Origin of the sequence: Serratia sp. JSRIV004 (assembly GCF_019968705.1) — a bacterium.
GTDB classification, from domain to species: domain Bacteria; phylum Pseudomonadota; class Gammaproteobacteria; order Enterobacterales; family Enterobacteriaceae; genus Chania; species Chania fonticola_B.
Genome location: NZ_CP074140.1, coordinates 3,833,018 through 3,858,109 on the forward strand (window position 1 = coordinate 3,833,018; position 25,092 = coordinate 3,858,109).

A 25,092-nucleotide genomic window follows, 5' to 3' on the forward strand; every position below is an offset into this window, starting at 1 on the left:
TCCAATCCTGTTTTCAACACCCTACACTGCTCTCACTGTCCGGAGGAACTCATGACATCGGCCACGTTAACCGCGGAACAAATCAGCGCTCGCTACCGCTACTGGCGACCACGCCTGATGTTTTCGATGATCGTCGGCTACGGCGCCTTTTATCTGACACGCAAGAGCGTCAGCTATGCCATGCCGGTGATGCAGCTCGAACTGGGGTTGGACAAAGGGGATATCGGCCTGCTGGGTACGCTGTTTTACCTGGCCTACGGCGGCTCGAAGTTTGTCTCCGGCATTGTCAGCGATCGCAGCCAGGCGCGCTGGTTTATGGGTGTCGGGCTGTTTATCACCGGCGTGCTGAACATCGTGTTCGCCTTTTGCCATTCGCTGACGGCGTTGCTGGTGGTCTGGACGTTAAACGGTTTCTTTCAGGGCTGGGGCTGGCCGCCCTGCGCCAAGATGCTCACCAGTTGGTATTCGCGCAACGAGCGAGGCTTCTGGTGGGGCACCTGGAATACTTCGATCAGCCTGGGCGGTGCGGCCGTGCCGTTGCTGTCCGGATTTATGGCTTCACACTACGGTTGGCAGGCTGCGCTGTTGCTGCCGGGAGCCATCGGGATGCTGATTGGGCTGTGGTTGTGCTGGCAACTGTGCGGTAAACCGCAGCAGCAAGGATTACCCAGCGTAGGCCACTGGCGGCGCGATCCGCTGGAGCTGTGGCAAGAGCAGCAAAGCCCGGCGATGCCGATGCGGCGGATGTTGTTTGACACCATTTTGCGCAACCCAACCATCTGGTTGCTGGGCGTGTCCTACATCCTGGTGTACCTGATACGCATTGCGCTGAACGATTGGGGCAACATCTGGCTGGCGGAGAGCCACGGCGTCAACCTGATGAAGGCCAACGCCACGTTGTCACTGTTTGAACTGGGTGGGCTGTTTGGCGCACTGTTTGCCGGGTGGGGATCGGATCTGCTGTTTCGCGGCCTGCGAGCACCGATGATCCTGCTGTTCTCCATCGGGCTATTTCTAACGACGACCGCCCTATGGCTGGCCCCGCTGCACCATTACGGGCTGCTTTCGGCCTGCTTTTTCGGCCTCGGCTTTTTTGTGTTTGGGCCGCAGATGCTGATCGGGCTGGCCGCCACGGAGCACTGCCACAAGGACGCGGCCGGGACCGTGACCGGGTTTCTTGGCCTGTTCGCCTACCTGGGTGCCGCGCTGGCCGGTTGGCCGCTGGCGCAGGTATTGCAGCATTACGGCTGGTATGGCTTTTTTGCCCTGCTGGCGCTGGCAGCCACCTGCGTCGGCCTGCTGTTGATGCCGCTGCTGATGGCCGGGCAGATACGGCAACAATAGACGTAATTTTTATACGGTTAATGGATTAATCCTCGCACCCAATAGCAACACCGGATCAGCTCCCTCTCCCTGTGGGAGAGGGTTGGGGTGAGGGGAAAATGGTTTGCTTTACCCTACAAAGACAACAACAAAAAGGACAACACCATGAAATTGACACCTCTCAACACCCTGCTGGCCACCACGCTGGCGCTGACAGCCCTGGCCGGAACCGTGCAGGCCAAAGGCCGTCTGGTGATCTATTGCAGCGCCACCAACGCCATGTGCGAGGAAGAAGCCAAAGCCTTCGGGGAAAAATACGACGTCAAGACCAGCTTTATCCGCAACGGCTCTGGCAGCACCTTGGCCAAGGTAGACGCGGAGAAGAAAAACCCACAGGCTGACGTCTGGTACGGCGGCACGCTGGATCCTCAATCGCAAGCCGGCGAAATGGATTTACTGGAGGCTTACGCCTCGCCGAACCTGGAGCAAATCATGCCGCAGTTCCGCGATCCGGCCAAACGTAAAGGCAACTACTCCTCTGCGGTGTATATCGGTATTCTCGGTTTCGGCGTCAACACCGATCGCCTGAAAGAGAAAAACCTGCCTGAACCCAAGTGCTGGAAGGACCTGACCAACCCGATCTACAAAGGGGAAATCCAGATCGCCGATCCACAAAGTTCCGGCACGGCCTACACCGCGCTGGCCACCTTTGCGCAGTTGTGGGGCGAAGAGGCCGCCTTTGATTACCTGAAACAACTGAACGGCAATATCTCGCAGTACACCAAGTCCGGCATCGCCCCGGCCCGCAACGCCGCGCGTGGTGAAACCACGATCGGCATTGGCTTCCTGCACGACTATTCGCTGGAAAAAGAAAAAGGCGCACCTCTGACGCTGGTTTCCCCATGCGAAGGTTCTGGCTATGAAATCGGCGGTATCAGCATCCTGAAAAACGCCCGCAATATGGAAAACGCCAAGCTGTTCGTGGATTGGGCGTTGTCTAAAGAAGCCCAGGAGCTTTCCTGGAAGAAAGGGCAGTCTTACCAGATCCTGACCAACACCACGGCAGAGACTTCTCCTAACTCGCTGAAGCTGGATCAACTGAAACTGATCGATTACGACATGGATACCTACGGCGCTTCCGACATGCGTAAAAAGCTGATCACCAAATGGGTTAACGACGTGAAGATGGGCCACTGATCCCATCCTGCATCTATCGGGCGTAGTGACTGCTGACTATGCCCGCTTCATTTTCGTTTATTCCGGGGAATATCATGTCTGAAACCATCACCTTGCGCACGGCGCAGGGGCGGGATCCCATTTTCTACTGGTTGCTGCTGGCGCTGGCAGGTTTCGCCCTACTGCCTTCCTACAGCCTGGACTACGGGCTGCTTGAGGCGACCAACGAAGAACTGCTGGCGGCCTACGGATGGTCACATGCAGGCTTGGCCATGCTGTGGTTTGCCGCCCCGTTGCTGCTGGTTGTACGCCCGCAGATTGCCAATGGCCGCAAGCAACGCAACCGCCACCTGTTTGATGCTGGCTATGCTCTGGCCTGCGGGCTATTGGTATTTATCAGCGCCGCCGCGACCGGTACTGGGATGGGGTTCGCTACCTTGCCGCTGCTGATAGCAATGGGCGCAGTGATCACCCTTGCCCTCTCAAGGCTGGAATGGCTGGGTGGCGATCGCTTTGTACTCGGTTCGCTGGTGGCGGTGATCGCCCTGATCGTGCTGTTTATCATTTATCCCAGCATCGCCATCTTTATCCCGATGTTCACCGATGAGGCCGGTGCCTTCGCCCCGTTGGCATTTATGCAAACGCTCGGGCAGGCGCATATCCTGCAGGTGATCTGGAACTCCTTCCTGCTCTCCGTCGCCGTCGGGATTGGCTGTACCTTCTTTGGCATGGTGCTGGCGATTTATACCACACGTATCGCCCGCCGCTCGGCGGTGATTGGCCGTATCTTCTCGATCCTGCCAATCGTCACACCGCCATTTGTGGTTGGTTTAGGCGTCACCCTGATGATGGGCCGCTCCGGCTACATCACCGAGCTGATGGTGACCTGGTTCGGCCTGACCAACACCAACTGGCTCTACGGCTTTACCGGGATCTGGTTGGCTCAGGTGCTGGCCTTTACGCCCATGTCATTCATGATCCTCGATGGGGCTATCAAGACCATCCATCCGTCGCTGGAAGAGGCGTCCTACACGTTGCGCGCCAACCGCTTCCAGACCTTTACCCAGGTGTTTATGCCGCTGCTGAAACCGGCATTGGCCAACTCGTTCCTGATCGTCATTGTTCAATCGTTGGCGGACTTCAGTAACCCCTTGGTTCTCGGCGGCAACTTCGACGTATTGGCCACGCAGATCTACTTCTACATTACCGGTGCGCAGCTTGATTATCAGGCAGCCAGTACGCTAGGCGTGGTGCTGCTGATGTTCTCGCTGCTGGTGTTCTGCGTGCAATACATGTGGATCGGCAAACGTTCCTACGTGACCATTTCCGGCAAATCCAACCACGGCGACGTTCAGCCGCTGCCGGTGACGCTGGTGTGGGGCGTCTCGCTGATGCTGTATGTCTGGATCGCCTTCAACATCTTGCTGTACGGCAGCATTTTCTACGGCAGCTTCACCGTTAACTGGGGCGTGGACTACACGCTGACGCTGGACAACTTCAGCAAACTGTTCGGCCAAGGCTTCAGCGACGGCGCGTGGCCTTCCCTGCTCGATACCTTGCTGTATGCCGGGATTGCCGCACCGATCACTGCCATCTTCGGCCTGCTGATTGCCTACATCGTGGTACGCCAGCAATTCCAGGGTAAAAAAGTGATCGAGTTCAGCACCATGCTGTGCTTCGCGGTGCCAGGCACCGTGGCCGGTGTTTCCTACATTCTGGCGTTCAACAGCGCGCCGGTTTACCTGACCGGAACGGCAGCCATCGTGATCATTTCGATGGTGATGCGCAACGTGCCGGTGGGGATCCGCGCGGGTATCGCCGGTTTGGGGCAGTTGGACAAGTCGCTGGATGAGGCCTCCCTCAGCCTGCGTGCCGGTTCGCTACGCACCATAGTGTATATCCTGCTGCCCTTGCTGCGCCCGGCGATCCTTTCGGCGTTGGTCTACAGCTTTGTCCGTGCCATGACCACCGTGAGCGCCATTGTTTTCCTGGTGACGCCAGATACGCGCGTCGCAACGTCCTACATCCTTAACCGGGTCGAGGACGGCGAGTATGGCGTAGCCATTGCCTACGGATCGATCCTGATCGTAGTGATGCTGGCGATTATTTTCCTGTTTGATGCCCTGGTTGGCGAAGCGCGGGTCGCGCGTTCCAAAGCCCGGAATGCGGCCTGATACCCGGCGGAGAAGGATGAACAACATGTCTGACATTCAAGATAAGAAACACTTTGTTGAACTGAAGAACGTCGCCAAGCGGTTTGGCAACAATACCGTGATTGAAAACCTGAGCCTGGCGATCCCACGTGGGGATATGGTGACGCTGCTTGGCCCTTCCGGCTGCGGTAAAACTACGGTCCTGCGCCTGGTCGCCGGGCTGGAGAAACCCAGTGGCGGGCAGATCTTTATCGACGGCGAGGACGTGACCGATCGCTCCATTCAGCAGCGGGACATCTGTATGGTGTTCCAGTCCTACGCGCTGTTCCCTCATATGTCGCTGGGGGATAACATCGGCTATGGCCTGAAAATGCTCGGAAGGCCCAAGGCAGAGATCCGCGATCGGGTACGTGAAGCCCTGATGCTGGTCGATCTGGAGGGTTTTGAAGAGCGCTATGTCGATCAGATCTCCGGCGGCCAGCAGCAACGCGTCGCCCTGGCACGTGCGCTGATCCTCAAACCCAAGGTGCTGCTGTTCGATGAACCGCTGAGTAACCTGGATGCCAACCTGCGCCGCAGCATGCGTGAAAAGATCCGCGAATTGCAGCAGCAGTTCAACATCACCTCACTCTATGTCACCCACGATCAGAGTGAAGCCTTTGCGGTTTCCGACACCGTGCTGGTGATGAACAAAGGGGAAATCATGCAGATTGGCGCACCGCAAACGCTGTACCGCTACCCGGCCTCGCGCTTTATGGCCGGATTTATGGGGGATGCCAACATCTTCCCGGCCAAGGTGACCAGCAGCGGCGTAGAGATCTTTGGCTACGCGGTGCCACGCCCACAAGGCTTTGCTGCTGGTTTGCAGCAATGTACCGTGGGCGTGCGCCCAGAAGCGATTACCCTCAGCCAACATGGGGAACCGAGCCAGCGTTGCACCATCAGTAAGGTAGCTTATATGGGGCCGCAGTATGAAGTGCTGGTGAACTGGCACGATCAGTCGCTGCTGCTGCAGGTAAACGCTACGCAGTTGCAGCCCGAACCGGGCGACAGCTATTTCCTGCAAATCCATCCGTTCGGCATGTTTGTCCTCGCCGACGAGTAAGCATGAATTTACTCCCCGCTCGTGGTTCCGGGCGGGGATTTTTTCGATGTCCATTCCCTACTCCCGTCTCGATATCACCGCATTTACGGCACTGATGTGATCTCGCTCTGTTTCTCGCCGCCGTCGGGCATTATCACTATCGGTTGAACTTAACGCGGGCATCTATGGGGTAAATCTGCCAAAAGCTCAACGGGTTGCGCATTCTGTAAGCAAACAAACGCAGAATGCGTAATCCCCTTTGACTTCCCCCCTGCACCCCGTTATGATTCCGCCCGTTCACACGATTCCTCTGTAGTTCAGTCGGTAGAACGGCGGACTGTTAATCCGTATGTCACTGGTTCGAGTCCAGTCAGAGGAGCCATATTTAGAGAAGCCCGCGTAAGGAAACTTAAGCGGGCTTTTTGCTTTTCAGTGACCCGTCCTGAATAGCGTTGACACGTTTTCGACTTAAATCCGGAGAACGTGATAATGGCCGAGTTTAAACGTACACAACGTGACTATCCTTTGTCTTTTAAAATTGCTGTTGTTGAGCAGGTTGATAAAGGCGAAATGACCTACAAACAGGCTCAACTGCGCTATGGTATTCGGGGACGTTCGACCGTTCTGACCTGGTTGCGCAAGCATGGCCATCTTAACTGGGCCCCAGGTCTTCCCCATCTCTCCAGCCGGGAGTTGCCCATGAGCCAACCGCCTGCCCCTTTAACTCCTGAACAAAGGATCAGGGAACTTGAAGAACAGCTTGAGCTGGTCACCCAGATCGCACTGTGATTAAAAAATACGCTATCATCTTGTCTAGACAGTGAAAATACACAAAATAAAACCGTTCTGACGGGCCCGACTGGGTAATAGCTTTGTTCTGTTTATGGAATTCGAGCTTACTATTCCCGGCCCCTATCCCCCAGTCGTATTTATCGACCGAGAAAAACCATTTGTCATTGCATTCAAGTAAAACTCAGATGATTGTAGCCGGCTTCAATAACGGTCAACTCTTCTGCACTAAAAGTCTGCCGTTTTCGCTCACCCCGGTAATACCAACAGCAATGCACCAGCCCCTTATCAGACGTAGTTCCACTGACGACCATGATTGCAGGTCGTTTACGTAAGCGTACAAGCATCCCAGGCATAAACATTAACCGCCCCCTGCTAAAGCAGAGCTATTAGTCTGCCCCATCTTTAATACACTCATCATAATGAATTCGTTTGCCTGTTTGAGGGCAGAAAAGTCAGGTTTGACCTTGCCATAAACACGCATTCCTTCAAGCATTATGAAGAGGCTTTCAGCCATAATCTCGGCCTTGACATCCAGCCTGAATATGCCTTTTTCTTGGCCCTGCTTGATTATGATCAACAGGTTTTTCTTAATTCCGCTGAACATATAGCTGACTTTTTCGTAGATATCCTTGTCATCTGGGAGCAACTCACTCGCCGTAGCAATGGTAAAGCAACCCCGGGTACCATCTTCGCCGGTAGACAGTAAAGCACAGTAATTCAGCGTTTCTCTCAGTGCTTTTTCAGGATCCTGCTCACCTGCGCGTTTTTCCATTCTCCGCAAACCATCATCCATATACTGCGTTAACGCAGCCAGAAAAATGGACCTTTTATCCGGGTATAGCTTGTAGATGCTCGCGCTGGCCAAGCCCGATACCTGCATTAAGTCAGCCATTGATGTGGCGTGAAAACCTTTCATCCAAAACACGCTAAGCGCAGCATCAAGAAAATCCTGCGGGTGAAATTCTCGAGGTCTACCAAGATTTTTTTTCATATTTTCCACTATTTTTTCTTATCGTGATATAAGCCCACCATGAATTGTAGATTAATCAATCCACAAGTCAAGAGGTTAATGATTAATAAAAGAAAGTAATCATATAATTAAAATAACCGCATGTTTTTACTTGAATTTTACAATCATGATTGGAAAGATGTTTAATTTCACAAATCACTCTTATTCAATTTAACAACCAATCTATTCTTTTTTATTCCTTTTTGATACTTCCACAGCATAAAAACCGCATGTAATTCTAGCTGTGATTAATTAATGTTTTCATATGGAGATCGCTATGAATAAGGAAAAAACACTGAAGTTAATCGAACTTAGTCACGAAGAAAAATCAGTAATTCTCGATAAAATAGCAGGGCTAACCTATTCGCCAGAAGGAAGTTCAGAATATATTAAAGCTATAAGAAAACTGATGTGGAGTATTCTGCCTGAACACTTAACTGATGCCCTAGAAGACCTCAAAAAGCCATTTCCAGAATATGCAGGTATTAAAGTTACAAATCTTCCTGTTGATAGCGTTATTACTGGTAGCCCTCACAACAATGAAACAGGTAGACTATTCAAAAGTGGTTCTGTAACAGAGAATATTTTAGTTGGCATGGGCGCTATTTTAGGAGAACCCTACTCCATTGCTCATGAAGGATATGAATTGGTCAATAACCTGACCCCACATAAAGAAAAAGCGTCTGATTATACCGGATTAGGCTCCGCAGTCGAACTTGACTTTCATATTGAAAATGCAGCACAAGTTTATCAGGAGGAAGGTGATACTTCCCCTTTCGTACTCATACTTCTAGGGGTGAGGGAAGATACACAAGCAAAACCATTAACTCGAATCTCTGATGCTCGCAAAGCGCTTAAGCAGCTTTCTGCAGATGATATTGCTGTATTACGAGAAAGATCTTTCATTATCAAAGTCCCTCATCGCTGGAGATCGGCCACGGTTACTCCCAGAGATAATACAGAGTTAGTCCCTGTCGTTTCTGGACCGATAAATGCGCCTAGGATAACCGTGGCATTTTACCCAGATATGGTTATACCCGTTAATAGCAGGGCTCAAGAAGCATTAGAGAAATTACATATCACTATCCGGAGTGTGGCTGAAGGCATTCATATTACTCCTGGTACAATGGTGATAATCAACAACAATTTCATGCTGCATTCTCGCGATCAATTCACAGCCAATTATGATGAAAATGGCCGAGCCTATCGCTGGGTTCAGCGTATTTTCGTCACTAAAAATTTATGGCCTTTCCGCAATTTTAGTTGCCAAGGCGAAAGGATTTACAACGCTAAATTGCTCACCGCAGATCAAAAATGTACTGATGAATAAGAGGCTGAAATGCAACTCGTCATTATAGGTGCTAGAAATACTGGCACCAGCTTATATCTTGTGTCGCTGGCGATTCGCTATGGTTATAGCGTCACCGTGTTAACGGCTGAACATGATAATCTCAATGGCGCTTTTGAAAACGCCGTGCAGGTTATCTCATTGAATATTTCCACTGAGAATGTTATAAATTGGATTAAAAACAACCTGGTAGTATTTACCTCGGCATTACTGATAACAACTGCACACGACTTATATGCAACAGTTGCAGCTCAAGTTGCCGATTGGTTTGGTGTTCCCGGCCCTGATAAAAAAGCAGTAGCTTACTGTGTATCTAAAATTAACCAGAGCGAGACACTTAGCCGCCTAGGTTTTCAGCAAGCTTCTCCAACTCGAGTTTCTCTATCAGAACAGCTACCTGCATCCCTGATCGCGACCTTAAGTTATCCTGTGGTCATTAAACCGGTTGAAGGCTCGGCCAGCCAAGGGATCAGTCTATGCCGGACAACGAAAGAAGCTTTAGTCCACCTTGAACACCTCAGTGCTAAATACAGGGCTCAGCCAGAAATTATCCCTGGTGGCGCAGTACTGATTGAACACTTCGTTGCAGGGCAGGAGTATTGTGTTGAACTATTTGATGGAGTTTTTATTGGCACTATGAAAAAAAACAAGCGTGCAGGCTCACGCTTTATTGAACGGGGTTACAGCTCTGATATTGATTTGACAGAGTCTCAGATTGACAGACTCATCCTCATGACAGAGAAAATTACAGCCTCACTGAATCTGATGTGGGGCCCTATACATATAGACTGTATTATTAATGAAGAGCAGATATATATCATTGAAATTAACCCGCGCATTGCCGGAAGCTTTATTACCGCTATCATTCGAGATGCATGGATGTTTGATATCGCGGATGCACTATTAAAACGCTTGAGTGGGAAGCACGTTGAAATTTTTAGACGACGTGAGCCAAAAAAATTTGCTCAAGTAATGTTTTTTCTTGGTTGTGATCCTGAATCATGGCAAGTCCCTGTAGCAAGTCAACTGACGGACTCTAAAATCAAAGTGATATATGCACCGCAGTTCATTCCGGAAAGGGAGCGCCGAGCCTATGTTTATCTTGTGGTGGAGTGAGCAATGAAAGCACATCGACCTTCACTTCTTCAAGCTGCTCTTGTTACTTCACTTGGCTATATCGTGGTTCAGCTTGATGTCACTATCGTCAACGTTGCCCTACCGACCTTTGCCAGAATATTCCAAGCTGACATGTCTGGGCTACAGTGGATCCCAGATGCGTATGTCATCGTTTTTGCAGCCCTTCTGCTTGCAGCAGGCGGATTGAGCGATCGATTTGGCAGTCGGAGAATCAACCTCGTTGGAATGGTCATTTTCCTGTTTGCATCGCTAATTTGTGCTTCCGCTACCTCAATTGATATTATGATTGTTGGCCGTATCGGACAAGGGGTAGGTGCAGCCCTTATTCTTCCTTCATCACTCGCATTGCTCTCTGCAGTCAGCGAAGGCGATGCAGTACTCCGTACAAAAGCCATTGGATGGTGGAGTGCTATTGGTGGCATTATTAGTGCCGCAGGGCCTTTTATTGGAGGGCTTATATTAAAATATTTATCTTGGCACGCACTTTTTCTTATAAATATCCCGTTCTGTCTTGCTGGTTTAATTTTTACTCTTTATATTATCAAGGAACCCCCATGTCATCATCGCCAAAAAGTCGATACAAAAGGGATAGTGATTTTTATTATAGCTAGTTTTTCACTGGTGTTTTTACTTATCAATTTTGGAAAAAAATCCGTATATTCCTTTTCTAACCTTGCATTTATAATGTTATTTTTCATTTCAGCGACACAGTTAATTCGGCACCTAAGAAATAATGAATATGCTTTTATACCTCCAACTTTACTGCGAACCCCCATTTTCTCAATGGGATTGCTTCTAGGCGCCACCATGAATTTTTCATTTTATGGTTCTATCTTTATATTAACCATTTATTTTCAGGTTTATCGCGAATTTTCACCCGTTATGACAGGGTTAGCTCTGCTGACTTTCACTATTATTGCTGTGGCCAATACTGCCAGCGGTTACTTGTCTGAACGCTTTGGCCCCCGCCTAACCATCATGACCGGACTGGTTACTGCCTCTGTGACCTACACTATTCTGGCTTTTCTTACGTATACCGATGCGAGTTATCTTGCTTTTGTATGTTTCCTATTTCTTATGCCGATAGGTGGCGGAATCGCCTTGCCCACGCTTATTTCGGCTTTCATTCATGCAGCACCTGCCGATAAGACGGCAACCGCCTCAGCAGCGATTAACTCCATGCGTCAAATCGGTGGTGCTATTGGCGTAGCGTTGCTTGGGCTTCTTGTCTCCGGCGTACATTTCCCAGTAAATGTCGGAGCTGCCACCGGCTTTCTTATTGCAGCCTTTACCATGCTGATAACAGCACTCCTTACCTATGCAATGTTTTATGAGTCTGAAATCAAGAGGGTTTAAGATGAATATCAGTAATATTCTTATTGTCGATGGGGCTTCTACTTCTGCAAGTTATGCTCCTTTATTCCGAGCTTATGGCATTCCTTGCATCCATCTGTTTAGCGATCCTGTTATAGCCAGCCACTTTGGAGCAATGATCAATCAGCAAGATTACGTGGCATGTTTGACCCATCAGGGCGACATAACGCAAACCCTTGAGCGTCTATCCAAATGGCAAATCTCAGCTGTATTACATGGTTTGGACTCAGCGTTAGCAGTGGCAGGAGCCATCGCCAACGCGTTGAATCTGACATATGTCAATGAGCCGGAGTTAAATCTAGCTAGGCGGCACAAGTTTGAAATGATAGAAACCGTCAGAAAAGCAGGATTACGAGCCCCAGAACAGATATTATCAGATAACATACAAGTCATCTTAAATTGGGTCGGGAACAGAAATCAGTATCCTGTTATTATAAAGCCTGTTGAAAGCGCAGGAGTAAAAGGTGTCTTTAAATGTAGCTCTATTAAGGAAGTACACCGGTACTTTAATAAGGTAATGAACTCGTCTTCATACTATGAAGAGCCAAATACAACTGTTTTAATTCAAAGCTTCTTAGCTGGGAAGGAATATATTCTTGATAGCGTATCGTTAAATGGAAAACACTACTTAACCAGTATTTGGCTTGTCAAACGTGACAATGGGTCATCGCCGTTTCTTGATAATATGGAAACAGTTGATCACACCTTGCCGAAATACACTGTAATTCGGGAGTATGCAACAGCTGTTTTAAATGCTCTTGGCGTCCGTAATGGCCCCTCACATCTTGAGGTTATTCTGACTGAAAATGGCCCAGCACTAGTCGAGCTTAACTGTCGCTTACATGGGAGTCTTGACCTCCGTCTGACCACTTATGCATGTGGCCGTAATCATGTCCAGGATGTGGTCACCTCCCTCTTATCCCCTGATTACTTTATGACCTCATGCTCTCATCCCCTTTCATTTTATGGTCAGGCGATGCATGTATTACTTCGTTCTCCTTTGGCCGGCCGTAAATTGCGCAAAGATTATTGGTCGAGATTAGAAACGTTATCTTCTTTTGTCAGTTATAAATCCAATTTACCTACTGAAGGAATAACTCCTAAGACTAAAGATCTGAAGACAGCGATAGGTACTCTATCTCTTTTTAATCGGGACAGTAAACAACTAGCAACCGATCTCCTTTTAGTACGCCATGAAGAAAATACAGGGGCCATGTATAAACAAGACTAAAAAACAGCCAAATTAGGGAGGTAGTTAAGATAAAAAGGCATGCACTGCCTCTCTTTTTAATTATTCAACTAACACCATTCTAATCGCCCCAAAAAAGAGCAGAAAATTTATGCAATCTCAACCAGCGCATATCAGGTGGCTAACCAAGAGCCTCACACCCAGCCCCTCAAACCCGCCTCCAGATCACACCCTCAACATTTAACATGAAAAGTACAATTTTTTACCTGAATGTTACATTCCATTAAAATACCCTTCCCCCATACTCATCCCACGCCCACCCCTACCGAGGGAACCAACTGATGAAAACTAGCAACCCGATGCTGGAAAAATTACTGCCCATTCTGCCACTTATCGCTGCCAACGCCGCACAGGCGGAAAGCGAACGAAAAGTACCGGATGAGAATATCCGTTTGTTAAAAAGCATAGGTATGCACCGGGTATTCCAACCGAAAAAATTCGGTGGCCTGGAAATCTCCCTGCCAGAATTCACCGACTGTGTCGCCGCGCTGGCCGGAGCCTGTGGCGGAACGGCCTGGGCTTTCAGCCTGCTATGCACCCACAGCCATCAGATAGCGATGTTTTCCCCCAAACTGCAACAAGAGATCTGGGGAGATAATCCAGACGCCACCGCCAGCAGCAGTATTGCCCCGTTTGGCCGCATTGAGGAAGCCGAAGGCGGTGTCTATCTGAGCGGTGAAATGGGCTGGAGCAGCGGTTGTGACCATGCCGAATGGGCGATTGTCGGCTTTCGCCGCAAAAACGCCGACGGTGAGTTGATCTACAGCTTTGGCGTGATCCCACGTAGCGATTACGAAATTCGTGATGACTGGTTTGCGGTTGGCATGCGCGGCAGCGGTTCCAAAACGCTGGTGATAAAAAATGCCTTCGTGCCGAACCACCGCATTGAAGCCGCTCAGGATATGATGCACGGGCGCTCTGCAGGTTTCGGCCTCTACCCGGACAGTAATATCTTCTACTCGCCCTATCGCCCCTATTTCGCCTGCGGTTTTGCCGCCATCAGCCTTGGCGTTGCGGAGCGTATGCTGGTCGCCTTTAAAGAAAAAACCCAAAACCGCGTACGAGCCTATACCGGAGCCAGCGTGGGGACGGCCACCCCGGCGCTGATGCGTCTGGCAGAGTCCACCCATCAGGTTGCTGCCGCCCGCGCCTTTTTGGAAAAAACCTGGCAAGAACATGCCGAACACGGCCGTAAGCACCAATATCCCTCTCATCAGACATTGACGTTCTGGCGTACTAACCAGGCCTACGCGGTCAAAATGTGCATCGAATCGGTTGATCGCTTGTTCAGCGCCGCAGGGGCAACCAGTTGGATGGAAAGCAATGAGATCCAGCGCCTGTTCCGCGACTCGCACATGACCGGGGCACACGCTTATACCGATTACGATGTCTGCGCACAGATATTAGGCCGCGAGTTGATGGGGTTAGAACCCGATCCGACGATGGTGTAACGAGCAGGAGTTCCTATTTAATGACACATCACACAGAACCAGCCCTGGATCCCCGCGCATTTCGCCGTGCGCTGGGTAATTTCGCCACCGGCGTGACGGTAGTGACAGCAGCAACCGCAGATGGCACCCGCGTGGGAGTCACAGCCAACAGCTTTAACTCGGTATCACTGGATCCGCCGTTGGTATTGTGGAGCATTGATAAACGCTCCGGCAGCTACGCGATCTTTGAGCAAGCCAGCCACTTCGCCATTAACGTGCTGGCCGCCGATCAGATGGATATATCCAATCGTTTCGCCCGCCCCAGCGAGGATAAATTTGCCGGGATTGAGGTGGAGGTCGGCGCGGGTGACGTGCCTTTGCTTGCCGACTGTGCCGCACGCTTTCAGTGTGAGAAATATCAGCAGGTTGACGGCGGTGACCACTGGATCCTGATTGGCAAAGTGGTGGCGTTTGACGACCTGGGCCGCGCACCACTGGTATATCACCAGGGATCCTATTCCATGGTGCTGCCTTACCCGCAGGTGGCGGAGCGCGTTGCACAGAATGCAGTAGGCAGCGCCAGGCAGGAACGCTTGAATAACAACGTCTTCTACTTGCTCACCCAGGCGCTGCGCAGCTATCAAAGCAGCTACCAGCCCAAGCAGCTCTCCACCGGGTTGCGGGCCAGCGAGGCCAGAATGCTGCTGGTGTTGGACAGCGACGCCTGCCTTGATAAGGCCTGCCTGCTGGCAGAAATGGCGATGCCAACCAGAGAGATCGAAGAGGCGCAGGAGGCGTTGTACCGTAAAGGCTTGGTATCCAGCACCGAGAATGGCCATCACTTGACCGAGGCAGGCGAACGCCAGGCCAGCGTGCTGAGAGATATTGCTGCCAAACAGCAAGAACAGGTCCTGTCCGCCTTCACAGCGGACGAAGTGGGCATTTTGAAGAAGCTGTTGCGCGGTATTATTGCTAATAGTCAGTGACTTAAATCGGTAAACCTCATGCGCATTGTCAGCAACGGCAATGCGCATGAAAACCTCACCACCGCATCCTACCTATTCATGCAGCCGTGAACCTATTCGCGCTACAGACATCCTCTGCCCTACCCAACCTAGCACCGCGCAAACGGCCATCACCAACGTCATGGCAAACGGCGTGTCATCCTGCAACCAGGAAACGGCCAGGCTTGCCAACGCCCCCATACCAAACTGCAACGAGATCGCCAGGGCACTGGCACTCCCAGCCTGTTGGCCACGCTGTTGCAACAATAGCGACAGGCTGTTGGTGCCAATGGCATTCACCAGCGACATAAACAACACCACCAGGATCACCAGGATAGACAGGCTTTGCTGATGGAACATCAGTAGCAACAGCCCAAACACCACCTGGGCACTGCTTTGTATCATCAACAGGCGCGGCAGGCTGTAGACCTTCAGCATCCGCACGTTCAGCAGCAGCACGGCGATCATGCCAATGACGTTGCAACCAAACAGCAGCCCGTAATACTCAGCGGGAACCTGAAAGTAGCTGATGTAGACAAAGGGAGAACCGCTGATAAAGGCAAACATGCCCGCGAAGGAAAACGCCAGGGTAGCAATAATGCCCATCGCTTCCCTGTCCCGAGCCAACAGGCAATAGTTATGAAACGCTTTCAGGATGCTGCCTGACTGCCCTGGCGGGGTCTTTAACGTCTCCGGCAGTATCAAAAATACCAATAACCCACTGATACAACCCACCACCGCCAACAGCATGAAGATGGCTTGCCAGTCGAAGATAGTCAGCAAAGCACCGCCTAACAACGGGGCCAGCAGCGGTGCAATCATGGTAACCAGGGTCATCAGCGATAACACTCGGGGCAGCTCATCCGAGGCATAAACATCCCTGGCAATGGCGCGCGCCATCACTACAGCGGCCCCGCTACCAAATGCCTGTAACGCCCGCAGTACCACCAGTTGCTCAACCTGAGTGACCTGCGTACAGAGCACGCTGGCAATCACAAACAGCAGCATGCCGCTCAGCAACAGCTTTCGCCTGCCTAGCCGATCGCTAAGTGGCCCGTACAGCAACATGCCGATGCAAAAACCGGCAAAGAATGCCCCCAATGAATGCTGCATCTGCCCCTGTGTGGCATGCAGTTGTTGCCCCATCGCAGGTAACGCAGGTAGATACATATCAATCGACAGTGGGCCAAAAGCCACCAGCGATCCCAGTAGCGGGATCAACCAACGTGGCGGCCGGTTAGTAAAGGCAGGTGGCATAGCGGCTCCTTTATCATCAATAACGCCTCAGCGGTTGTGGGCGTGAGTCTTGGTGATTATTCGTTAATATATTAACAATCATCTTATAAAATGGACACATTTAAGACAACATTTGTGTCTTTCCTGACGAGAATGGATTTTATTAATACATTAAAGAAAACAGGACTGGCGTTGAAACGCAGAGGGCTGAGAATGCTGGGAGGATGTATTTTTAGCGGGAACCCAGGGCTCCCGCAGAGGTTATAGTTGCCGCGTTGCCTTAGATCGCATTCAACTTCGCAACAGCATCGCTCGGCAGTTTGAGTTGGGCTGCGGCAAGGTTCTCTTTCAGATGTGCCAAGGAGGATGTCCCTGGGATCAGCAGAATGTTGGGTGAACGCTGCAGCAACCAGGCTAGTGCCACTTGCATAGGCGAGGCTCCCACCTGCTGCGCAACTTCCGACAACGTCGTAGACTGCAACGGCGTGAATCCCCCCAGCGGGAAGAACGGCACATAGGCAATGCCCTTGCCAGCCAGTTCGTCGATCAGTGCGTCGTCATCCCGATGTACCAGGTTGTAATTATTCTGTACGCAGACAATCTCACAAATCTTCTGCCCTTGCGCAACCTGAGCCGAGGTGACATTGCTCAGCCCGATATGGCGGACCAGCCCCTGCTGCTGTAGCTCGGCTAACACGGAGAGTGGCTCTTCAAGCGACCCCTCTGCCGGACCATGTGCATCAAACATGCAGCGCAGATTGACCACATCAAGCACATCCAACCCCAGATTACGCAGGTTGTCATGCACGGCCTGGGTCAACTCCGCCGGAGAAAATGCAGGCAACCATGCGCCTTGCTCATCCCTGCGCGCGCCGATCTTGGTGACAATGACCAGATCGTCGGCATAAGGATGCAGTGCCTGGCGAATAATTTGATTGGTGTAATGCGGGCCATAAAAATCGCTGGTATCGATATGGTTGACCCCGCTGGCAACCACTTCACGCAGAACTGCGATGGCCGTTTCAGGATCCTTCGGTGGGCCAAAAACACCTGGACCGGCGAGCTGCATGGCACCATAGCCGAGCCGCTTGACGGTATGCGTGCCGAGCGCAAAGGTACCTGACAGATGAGTGCTGGACATAATCAAACTCCTAATAAGATGGCGCAAAGTTCAGACGCTGCTATTACCGACGATAGGCAAACAATATATACCCGTCGCCTGGCAAGCTACAGCGTTCAAACCGATGCACAACTGATTTAGGGTTGAATCATCGAGCCAGTTGATTAAATAACAAACCCATAGTGCGAACCATCTGGCAGCTCTATATCCAGACGCAGCTTGCCCCCTGCGGCCTCGATATAGCGTTTGAGCGAGGAGAGCTTCAGATCGCGGCCTGGTTTTTCCATGCCCGCCACGGTGGGTTGTTTGATGCCAAGTGCCTGCGCCATTTCAACCTGGGTTTTCTGCACCCGCTCACGTAGTTCGGCCAGGTGAATATTGAGCAGCGTATCCGCCGCAATGCGCTCAGCGCTGGCCACTACCTCGGGTTTTTCTTCCGCCAGGATTTGTTCGAGTGTTCTGCCCATGGCCTACTCCTTGTTCTCTGCTGTATTCAGAAATTGGGTAAATTCCCGATCGGCAATCGGGATCATCACCTCATAAAAACGCTTCTCATTACCGGCCTTGCTGCCTTGCTACCAGCACAAAGCAAAATACCGCGACGGCGTGGATCAAAGGCAAAGAAGGCCCTTATCGGTATGCCTCGGCTTTGCACACGTAGTTCCTTCATGTTGCTGTAGCGCGATCCCTTTACCGTGTGGGCATAAGGTCTGGGCAACTGAGGACCCTTTTCACGTAGTACCATGAGTGACGCCAGCACCGAAGCTCTGTCAGTGTCATCCAACCGGCTGAACCACTCGTCAAACGTATCCGTTGTTTTAATCTTCCACACAGGTGCTCCTTGGCAATATAGGTCAAAAACTATATAGGTGTAAACCTATAAATTGCATTATGTCGGAGCTTGGAACGCGAGGCATTGGCCACAATGGTGAAGCTGGAAGCCGATCCCGGTATTTCGATGAAGGTGAAGCATGCACGTTGATATTTTGCGTATCTGCTAGCAAAACATGGCGGCAAGATGGGAGGTAAAGAGAAGATAGGTCTTAGGGGGCCCTTGATTACCGGGCCCGGCAATCAAGGGAGCGTTGATTAAGCCCGATGGTGCTGCAAGCGTTCGTTACGATAGAAACTCAAGATACACCAGCCGAGGGCGATCAGGGCCAACGGCGCTCCGACGAAGCCAATGTTTGGCATTCCCAGATGCAGGCTGACCTGGTTGCCCAGCAACGCCCCGCCGCCGATCCCAAAGTTATACAAGCCGGAGAAGATCGCCATCGAGACATCGGTCGCATCCGGTGCCAGACTGAGCACCTTCGCCTGCATCGAAAGACCAATCGCCATGATGGCCATGCCCCAGACCACACACAGTAACGTCAAGGTCGTTTCATTACCGGAGGCGGGCAACAGCAATAACAGGCTGAGGGCCAGCAGACCAATTGCCCCCATGAAGAAACCCGACGGGAAACGTTCGCTGTAGCGGCTGAATAGCAGGCTGCCGACAATGCCCGCAGCACCAAACAGTAACAGCATCAAGGTGGTAAAGTTGGCGGATAACCCGGCCACGGTCTGGATAAAGGGCTCGATGTAGCTGTAGGCAGTAAAGTGCGCCGTCACCACAATGATGGTCAACATATACAGGCTGACCAGCTCCGGGCGTTTGAACAACAGGGGAACGCTGGCCAGTGAACCGGAATGCTCGCTTTTCAGCACCGGCAGCAAGCGCCACAGCATCACCAACGCCAGGGTGGCGCACACGGCAATGCCAATAAACGTCATACGCCAACCGAGTAGCTGCCCCACCACTCGCCCTAACGGTAAACCCAACACCATCGCCAGCGCGGTTCCCCCCGCCAGCATACTCAACGCCTGTGCCTTTTTGCCTGCGGGTGCAACACGAATGGCCAATGACGCGGTGATCGACCAGAACACCGAGTGCGCCAGCGCCACACCGGCACGCGAGATCACCAAGGTGGTAAAGTTCCAGGCCACCGCGGTGAGCACATGGCTGGCAATAAACAGGATAAATACCCCGATCAGCAGCTTACGCCGCTCAATCTTGCTGGTCAGCAACATACAGACCAGCGACATCGTGGCAACGATCCAGGCATAAATCGTGATGATCAGCCCCACCTGCTCGGTTTGCATCCCAAAGCTTTGGGCAATATCACTCAATAACCCGACGGGGATAAATTCGGTGGTATTAAAGATAAATGCCGAAATGGCCAAGACGACCACGCGCATCCAGGCGGTCGAGCGGGAAGTGCTGATTTCATCCATTGTAAGGTGTTCCGGAACAGGGGCTGGCAGTGGCGCCATTTTAACTAACCCGTAACCAGAATGCGACCTAGATCACGTTTTTGTGGTGCTGTTTTTTTCAACAGTAGGAGCGCCATATTTGACGCGCCTAGGATCGAGGATGTTCAATGCGCCCCTCATCGGGGCGGTTACCTTTATGCGCCTCCCAGATAAGCCTTTCTCACCTCCTGATTGCTCAGCAGTTCGGCACCGCTGCCGCTCAGGCGGATTTGCCCATTGACCATGACATAGCCCCGATCGGACAGCTTCAGCGCATGATTGGCGTTTTGCTCCACCAGGAAAATTGTCATGCCACCGTTGGCCAGTTCGCGCAGAATGCTGAAGATCTGTTTGACGATGATCGGTGCCAGCCCCAGGCTAGGCTCATCCAGCAACAGCAACTTTGGCCGGCTCATCAGCGCACGGGCTATCGCCAACATTTGCTGCTCACCGCCGGACATGGTCATCGCCCGCTGGTTACGCCGCTCTTTCAGGCGCGGAAACAGCTCATACATACGTTGCATATCTTCAGCGGCATAGCGGTTACCAAGGGTGATGGTGCCCATCAGCAGATTTTCCTCTACGCTCATGTCGGGGAAAATCCGCCGCCCTTCTGGGGCCTGCGCGATGCCGCTACTGGCCACAAAATGCGTCGACCGCTGGCTGATATCTGTCCCCTGAAACAGGATCTGCCCACCGCTGATGCAGGGTTGGCCAAAGATTGACATCAGCAAGGTGGATTTCCCCGCCCCGTTGGCCCCGATCAACGCTACGGTTTCCCCTTGCCTGACCTGCAATGACACCTGTTGCAGCGCCTGGATCGGGCCGTAATGGACATCTACCTCGCGAAATTCCAGCATCACCTCGCTCATCCTGTCAGCTCCTCTTCGTCTGCGCCCAGATAAGCGGCGATCACGCTGTCATTGTGTTGGATCTCCTGCGGTGTTCCCTCGGCGATCACATTGCCGTGATCCAGCACGATCACCCGGTCGGAAATCTCCATCACCATGCCCATATCATGTTCGATCAGCAGCACCGTAATATCATGATGCTGGCGCAGAAAGCGGATGATCCGACTGAGGGTGGCGGTTTCCACCGGGTTTAACCCGGCGGCGGGTTCGTCCAGACAGATCATTTCCGGGGTGGTGCACATCGCGCGGGCGATCTCCAGCCGCCGCTGCTGGCCGTAGGACATCTCCCCCGCCAGCCGGTTGGCACAGTCCACCAACTCGACCACCTCCAGCCAGTAAAATGCGCGGTCCAGTGCTTCATTTTCTGCCCGGCGATAGGCAGGCGTATTGAACACGCCAGCAATCAGGTTACGGTTACTCAAACGGTGTTGCGCCACCAACAGGTTCTCCACCACCGACATCTCACGGAACAGGCGGATATTCTGGAAGGTGCGGGCAAGCCCGGCACGGTTCACCAGATGTGTGCCACCAAACATTTTGTAGTAAAGGCGCGACCCCAGTTGCGCGGGGTTAATCCAATCCCCTGCACGGAATTTCTGCCCGAGGATACGGATCACATCGATGGGTCGTTTGTGAGTATTGAGCAGGATCGCCCCGCCGCTGGCACGATAAAAACCCGTCAGGCAGTTAAACACCGTGGTTTTCCCCGCGCCGTTCGGTCCGATCAACGCGGTGATCGACCCACGCTCCACTTCGAGATTTACATCGTTCAGCGCTTTGATGCCGCCGAAGTGCATCATCAAATGTTCAACGCGCAAAATGGCATCGCTCATGGTGCAACCCCCTTGCGTGGCGTAAAGCTGCTACGGCTGATACGCACCAGGCCGCGTGGCCGCCAGATCATCATCAACACCATCAGTACGCCAAACAGCAACACTCGATATTCGGCAAAGCTGCGCAGCAGTTCCGGGGCCACCGTCAGCACAAAGGCAGCCAGCACGACACCGATAGTCGATCCCATTCCCCCCAGCACCACGATCGCCAGGATCAGCGCCGATTCAAAGAAGGTAAACGACGTTGGATTGACGAACCCTTGATAGGTAGCAAAGAACACCCCGGCGATACCCGCGGTGGAAGCTCCCATCATAAACGCCGAGAGTTTGACCAGCACATGATTAAGCCCGAGCGAACGGCAAGCAATTTCATCCTCCCGTAACGCTTCCCACGCCCGCCCTATCGGCATCCTCGTCAGCCGATGTTTGACGAACAACACCAGCAACACCACCAGACACAATACGGCGTAGATAAAGATAAACTTCAGGTTGGGGTTGTAGGTAATACCAAGAAACTCGTGGATCGGTACTCCCCCTTCCTTGGCCCGACGGCCAAATTCCAGGCCGAACAGGGTCGGAGCAGGAACCGAAACGCCGTTTGGCCCGCCGGTCAACGACACCCAGTTATTCAGCACCAGGCGGATGATCTCACCAAAGCCTAGCGTCACAATCGCCAGATAGTCACCGTGCATACGCAGCACTGGGAATCCCAGCAAGGCCCCGGCCAGCGCCGCCATCAACGCCCCCAGCGGCAACATCGCCCAGAAGCCCAGACCAAGATACTGATAGCCCAGTGCCAGGCCGTAGGCACCAATGGCATAAAACGCCACGTAACCCAGATCGAGCAGCCCGGCCAGCCCCACCACAATGTTCAATCCTAGCCCTAACAACACATAAATCAGGCCGAGGATCGCCACGGTCAGCAGGTATTTGGTCGCCATAAACGGGAACAGCAATGCCAACACCACCAGTAACGGCAGGATCCAACGCAGGCTCGTTCTGGCTCCGACTGGCCGAACATAAACACCGTCATTGCCCCCTTCAAAACGCGCCGACACCCTGCGCCCCAACGGCGTTTGCAAAAACAGGCTGAGTAACAGCCGCCCCGCCATCACTACCGAGATAATCACCACCAGGCGGTGTGGCTCAAAGTTGAAACTGTAGCCGTCCAGCACAATGCCGACGATCGGGCCAAACACAATCAGCGCGATCAGGCCCGCGAGAACGGCATCCAACAGGCTGCGTTTAATACTCAGCCCTTGATGAACTGTGGATTGAGACATAGTTTCCCTCACACCTTAGCGACCATTGGCCGCCCCAGCAGGCCCTGAGGGCGGAAAATCAGGATCACCACCAGCAGACCGAATGAAAACACATCCTTGTAATCCGAGTTCACCATGCCGGCGAACTGTGCCTCTGCCACCCCAAGCAGCAAGCCTCCGAGCATCGCGCCGGGCAATGAGCCAATGCCCCCCAGCACCGCTGCGGTGAAGGCTTTGACGCCGATAATAAAGCCCACGTAAAAATCGAAGGTGCCGTAGTTCATGGTGACCAGCACCCCGGCCAGCCCGGCCATCGCCGCGCCAATCACGAACACCAGCGAGATCACCCGATCGGTATTGATGCCGAGTATCGATGCCATCTTGCGATCCTGTTGGGTAGCCCGGCAGATACGCCCCAGGCGCGTGCGTTGGATCACGTAGGTAAGCACCGCCATACCCAATAGTGCAGCGACCAGAATAAATACCTTGGTATAGGTAATCTGGATCACTCCGCCATCAAAATTGAGCCGAAAAACGCCGTCCAGCAGCGTGGGGATCCCCTGCTGGCGCGGCCCCTGACTAATTTGCGCGTAGTTCTGCAAAATCAGCGACATACCAATGGCAGAAATCAGCGGAGCCAGACGCGTGGAGTTACGCAGCGGTTTATAAGCAATACGCTCAATCACCCAGCCATAAACGCCGGTAACCACGATGGTGAAAACCAGGGTGCCCAGGATCAACAGCGGGAAAGAGTGCAGACCAAAGAAAGAGAGCAGCGCCAGGCCAATCGCACACAGATAGGCAGAAATCATATACACCTCGCCGTGGGCGAAGTTGATCATGCCAATAATGCCGTACACCATGGTGTAGCCGATGGCGATCAAGCCATACACTGCGCCAAGGGTCAGGCCGTTAATCAGCTGTTGCAGGAAGAATACGTCCATAATAAGCAATCTCACCTGATGGGCGGGCCGCAAGTTCAGCACCACGCGGCCCAAAGGAGGTTAAGGAACGGATCCGCCGCAGGCTCGGATCCGTTGATCTTTACATCAGAGCTGGTGATATTTGCCTTTGTCATCCCATTGGTAGACCACGTAGTCTGATACCTTCAGGTCACCTTTTTTATCCCAGGCTTTTTTCCCCATCACGGTATCCACATCGTGAGATTTCAACCACTCGCTGGCCTTGGCACTGTCTTTACCGCCGGTGGCATTGAACGCTGCAGCGATGGCCTGAATCGATGCGTAGGAGTACAGCGTGTACCCTTCTGGCTCAAATCCACTCTCGCGGAACTTGGCGATCACAGCTTTCCCTTCTGGGATCTGACGGGGATCGTTACCGAAGGTCATCAGCACGCCAGTGGTGTACTGTGGCCCGCCGGCCGCCGTCACCAGTTCCTCGGTAACAATACAGTCGCCGGAGAAGAATTTGGCTTTCACCCCTTGCTCACGCATCTGACGCACCAGCGGACCTGCTTCTGGGTGGCAGCCGCCGAAGTACACCACGTCTGGATCCACCGAGGCGATTTTGGTCACCAGGGCGTTAAAGTCTTTCTCACCGCGCGACAGCCCTTCATACATCACTTCCTTCACGCCACGTTTGTTCATTTCTGCCTTGGCGGCATCTGCCAACCCCTGGCCATAGGTGTCCTTATCATGGATGACGGCAATCTTCTTCGCCTTCAGGGTATCCAGCATGTAATTGGTGGCGATAACCCCTTGCTGATCGTCGCGGCCACACATGCGGAACATGTTATTCATGCCACGTTCGGTGATTTGCGGGTTAGTGGAACCGGGTGTGATAGCAATGATCCCAGCTTCGTCATAGACCTCCGAAGCGGGCATGGTGGAAGACGAGCAGAAGTGCCCCACCACCGCAGCGACGTGATCCTGATCGACCAACCGGTTAGCTACCGAGACGGCCTGCTTAGGTTCACAAGCATCATCGCCTTGCACCAGCTTGATTTTTTCCCCTTTAATTCCCCCGGCCGCATTGATGTCTGCGGCAGCCTGCGAGGCCCCACGCCAGTATTGATCCCCATAGGTGGCATTTGGGCCGGAGAATGGCCCGGCAACGCCAATCACGATATCGGCATGTGCAGAAAAAGCCGTACTAAAACAACCAATAAGCAGAGCAGCAAGCGGGGTTTTTAGCAATCTCAATGACATTTTGCATTCCTCAGCACTGTTTTAGCGAAAGACCGTAGACCCGGCAGATTGCAAATTGCGGCCAATAACGGCGGCAGTTGCAGGACGACGGGTAAATGACGTGGAGCAGTCACTTTATGTGTAGTCGGGGAAAATAATTTGCGCGAGAGCGCAACCGATTTACCCGCGTTTATCCAAGCAAAAATCTA

At 52.5% G+C, this 25,092-nt stretch carries 20 protein-coding genes, 1 tRNA gene and 2 pseudogenes; 12 read left to right on the forward strand and 11 right to left on the reverse strand.

The annotated features are described in order from the left end of the window. The first annotated feature begins 51 nt into the window (after window positions 1-51). The 6 genes and pseudogenes from uhpC to KGP21_RS18470 form a co-directional block, all read left to right on the forward strand. Entirely contained in the window at window positions 52-1,344 is a 1,293-nt protein-coding gene (uhpC, locus tag KGP21_RS18445; RefSeq protein WP_021805797.1) for an MFS transporter family glucose-6-phosphate receptor UhpC, read from the forward strand. 144 nt (window positions 1,345-1,488) lie between these two features. After that, window positions 1,489-2,520 (forward strand): ABC transporter substrate-binding protein, encoded by a 1,032-nt coding sequence (locus KGP21_RS18450; RefSeq protein ID WP_021180290.1) that lies wholly within the window; start codon window positions 1,489-1,491, stop codon window positions 2,518-2,520. Between the two features lie 74 nt (window positions 2,521-2,594). Further along, on the forward strand, window positions 2,595-4,673 hold the full coding sequence (locus tag KGP21_RS18455) for an iron ABC transporter permease (RefSeq protein ID WP_223535958.1): 2,079 nt from the start codon (window positions 2,595-2,597) through the stop codon (window positions 4,671-4,673). A 25-nt stretch (window positions 4,674-4,698) separates the two neighbouring features. Continuing rightward, window positions 4,699-5,757, forward strand: coding sequence for a ferric ABC transporter ATP-binding protein (gene fbpC, locus KGP21_RS18460; RefSeq protein ID WP_039995816.1), 1,059 nt, complete (start codon window positions 4,699-4,701; stop codon window positions 5,755-5,757). Window positions 5,758-6,042: 285 nt separating this feature from the next. Next, window positions 6,043-6,118: transfer RNA gene (locus tag KGP21_RS18465), tRNA-Asn, on the forward strand. 107 nt (window positions 6,119-6,225) lie between these two features. Next, window positions 6,226-6,501, forward strand: a pseudogene (locus KGP21_RS18470) (IS3 family transposase); the annotation flags it as partial. A 385-nt stretch (window positions 6,502-6,886) separates the two neighbouring features. Here KGP21_RS18470 and KGP21_RS18475 read toward each other — a convergent pair. After that, entirely contained in the window at window positions 6,887-7,519 is a 633-nt protein-coding gene (locus KGP21_RS18475; RefSeq protein WP_059201165.1) for a TetR/AcrR family transcriptional regulator, read from the reverse strand. A gap of 295 nt (window positions 7,520-7,814) precedes the next feature. Between KGP21_RS18475 and KGP21_RS18480 the strand changes: the two genes are divergently transcribed. The 6 genes from KGP21_RS18480 to KGP21_RS18505 all read left to right on the forward strand — a co-directional run bounded on the left by KGP21_RS18480 (window position 7,815) and on the right by KGP21_RS18505 (window position 15,061). Beyond that, window positions 7,815-8,867 carry an oxygenase gene (locus tag KGP21_RS18480; RefSeq protein WP_071680973.1) on the forward strand — a complete coding sequence of 351 codons (1,053 nt, stop codon included), beginning with the start codon at window positions 7,815-7,817 and terminating at the stop codon, window positions 8,865-8,867. Between the two features lie 9 nt (window positions 8,868-8,876). Continuing rightward, the gene (locus KGP21_RS18485) at window positions 8,877-10,001 is read left to right on the forward strand and encodes an acetyl-CoA carboxylase biotin carboxylase subunit family protein (RefSeq protein ID WP_166732925.1); all 1,125 of its coding nucleotides are present in this window, start codon (window positions 8,877-8,879) and stop codon (window positions 9,999-10,001) included. A gap of 3 nt (window positions 10,002-10,004) precedes the next feature. After that, window positions 10,005-11,378, forward strand: coding sequence for an MFS transporter (locus KGP21_RS18490; RefSeq protein WP_223535961.1), 1,374 nt, complete (start codon window positions 10,005-10,007; stop codon window positions 11,376-11,378). 1 nt (window position 11,379) lies between these two features. Next, a complete protein-coding gene (locus tag KGP21_RS18495) occupies window positions 11,380-12,627 on the forward strand; it encodes an ATP-grasp domain-containing protein (protein ID WP_059201169.1) in 1,248 nt (415 codons plus the stop codon). A gap of 299 nt (window positions 12,628-12,926) precedes the next feature. Then, a complete protein-coding gene (locus KGP21_RS18500; RefSeq protein WP_223498022.1) occupies window positions 12,927-14,096 on the forward strand; it encodes a p-hydroxyphenylacetate 3-hydroxylase oxygenase component in 1,170 nt (389 codons plus the stop codon). 20 nt (window positions 14,097-14,116) lie between these two features. Beyond that, a complete protein-coding gene (locus KGP21_RS18505; protein ID WP_223535964.1) occupies window positions 14,117-15,061 on the forward strand; it encodes a p-hydroxyphenylacetate 3-hydroxylase reductase component in 945 nt (314 codons plus the stop codon). A gap of 72 nt (window positions 15,062-15,133) precedes the next feature. Here the strand turns inward: KGP21_RS18505 and KGP21_RS18510 are convergent, their stop codons facing one another. From KGP21_RS18510 to KGP21_RS18555, 10 genes and pseudogenes are all read right to left on the reverse strand, one after another. Next, window positions 15,134-16,336, reverse strand: a complete 1,203-nt coding sequence (locus tag KGP21_RS18510) for a Bcr/CflA family multidrug efflux MFS transporter (protein ID WP_223535967.1) — start codon at window positions 16,334-16,336, stop codon at window positions 15,134-15,136. 259 nt (window positions 16,337-16,595) lie between these two features. After that, window positions 16,596-17,456 (reverse strand): aldo/keto reductase family oxidoreductase, encoded by an 861-nt coding sequence (locus tag KGP21_RS18515; protein WP_094982867.1) that lies wholly within the window; start codon window positions 17,454-17,456, stop codon window positions 16,596-16,598. Window positions 17,457-17,599: 143 nt separating this feature from the next. Beyond that, complete coding sequence (locus tag KGP21_RS18520; protein WP_021180280.1) at window positions 17,600-17,902, reverse strand: helix-turn-helix domain-containing protein; 303 nt, start codon at window positions 17,900-17,902, stop codon at window positions 17,600-17,602. A 3-nt stretch (window positions 17,903-17,905) separates the two neighbouring features. Further along, window positions 17,906-18,267 (reverse strand): annotated as a pseudogene (locus KGP21_RS18525) (type II toxin-antitoxin system RelE/ParE family toxin). Between the two features lie 257 nt (window positions 18,268-18,524). Then, window positions 18,525-19,712, reverse strand: coding sequence for a sugar transporter (locus tag KGP21_RS18530; protein WP_021805810.1), 1,188 nt, complete (start codon window positions 19,710-19,712; stop codon window positions 18,525-18,527). A gap of 173 nt (window positions 19,713-19,885) precedes the next feature. After that, window positions 19,886-20,602, reverse strand: coding sequence for an ABC transporter ATP-binding protein (locus KGP21_RS18535; RefSeq protein WP_223535970.1), 717 nt, complete (start codon window positions 20,600-20,602; stop codon window positions 19,886-19,888). Next, on the reverse strand, window positions 20,599-21,474 hold the full coding sequence (locus KGP21_RS18540) for an ABC transporter ATP-binding protein (protein WP_209554763.1): 876 nt from the start codon (window positions 21,472-21,474) through the stop codon (window positions 20,599-20,601). The genes KGP21_RS18535 and KGP21_RS18540 overlap by 4 nt, the downstream gene beginning before the upstream one ends. Then, on the reverse strand, window positions 21,471-22,757 hold the full coding sequence (gene livM / locus KGP21_RS18545) for a high-affinity branched-chain amino acid ABC transporter permease LivM (protein ID WP_223535972.1): 1,287 nt from the start codon (window positions 22,755-22,757) through the stop codon (window positions 21,471-21,473). The genes KGP21_RS18540 and livM overlap by 4 nt, the downstream gene beginning before the upstream one ends. An 8-nt stretch (window positions 22,758-22,765) precedes the next feature. Further along, window positions 22,766-23,680 carry a branched-chain amino acid ABC transporter permease gene (locus tag KGP21_RS18550; RefSeq protein ID WP_021180268.1) on the reverse strand — a complete coding sequence of 305 codons (915 nt, stop codon included), beginning with the start codon at window positions 23,678-23,680 and terminating at the stop codon, window positions 22,766-22,768. A 105-nt stretch (window positions 23,681-23,785) separates the two neighbouring features. Next, entirely contained in the window at window positions 23,786-24,904 is a 1,119-nt protein-coding gene (locus KGP21_RS18555) for a branched-chain amino acid ABC transporter substrate-binding protein (RefSeq protein ID WP_021805814.1), read from the reverse strand. Window positions 24,905-25,092 lie beyond the last annotated feature (188 nt).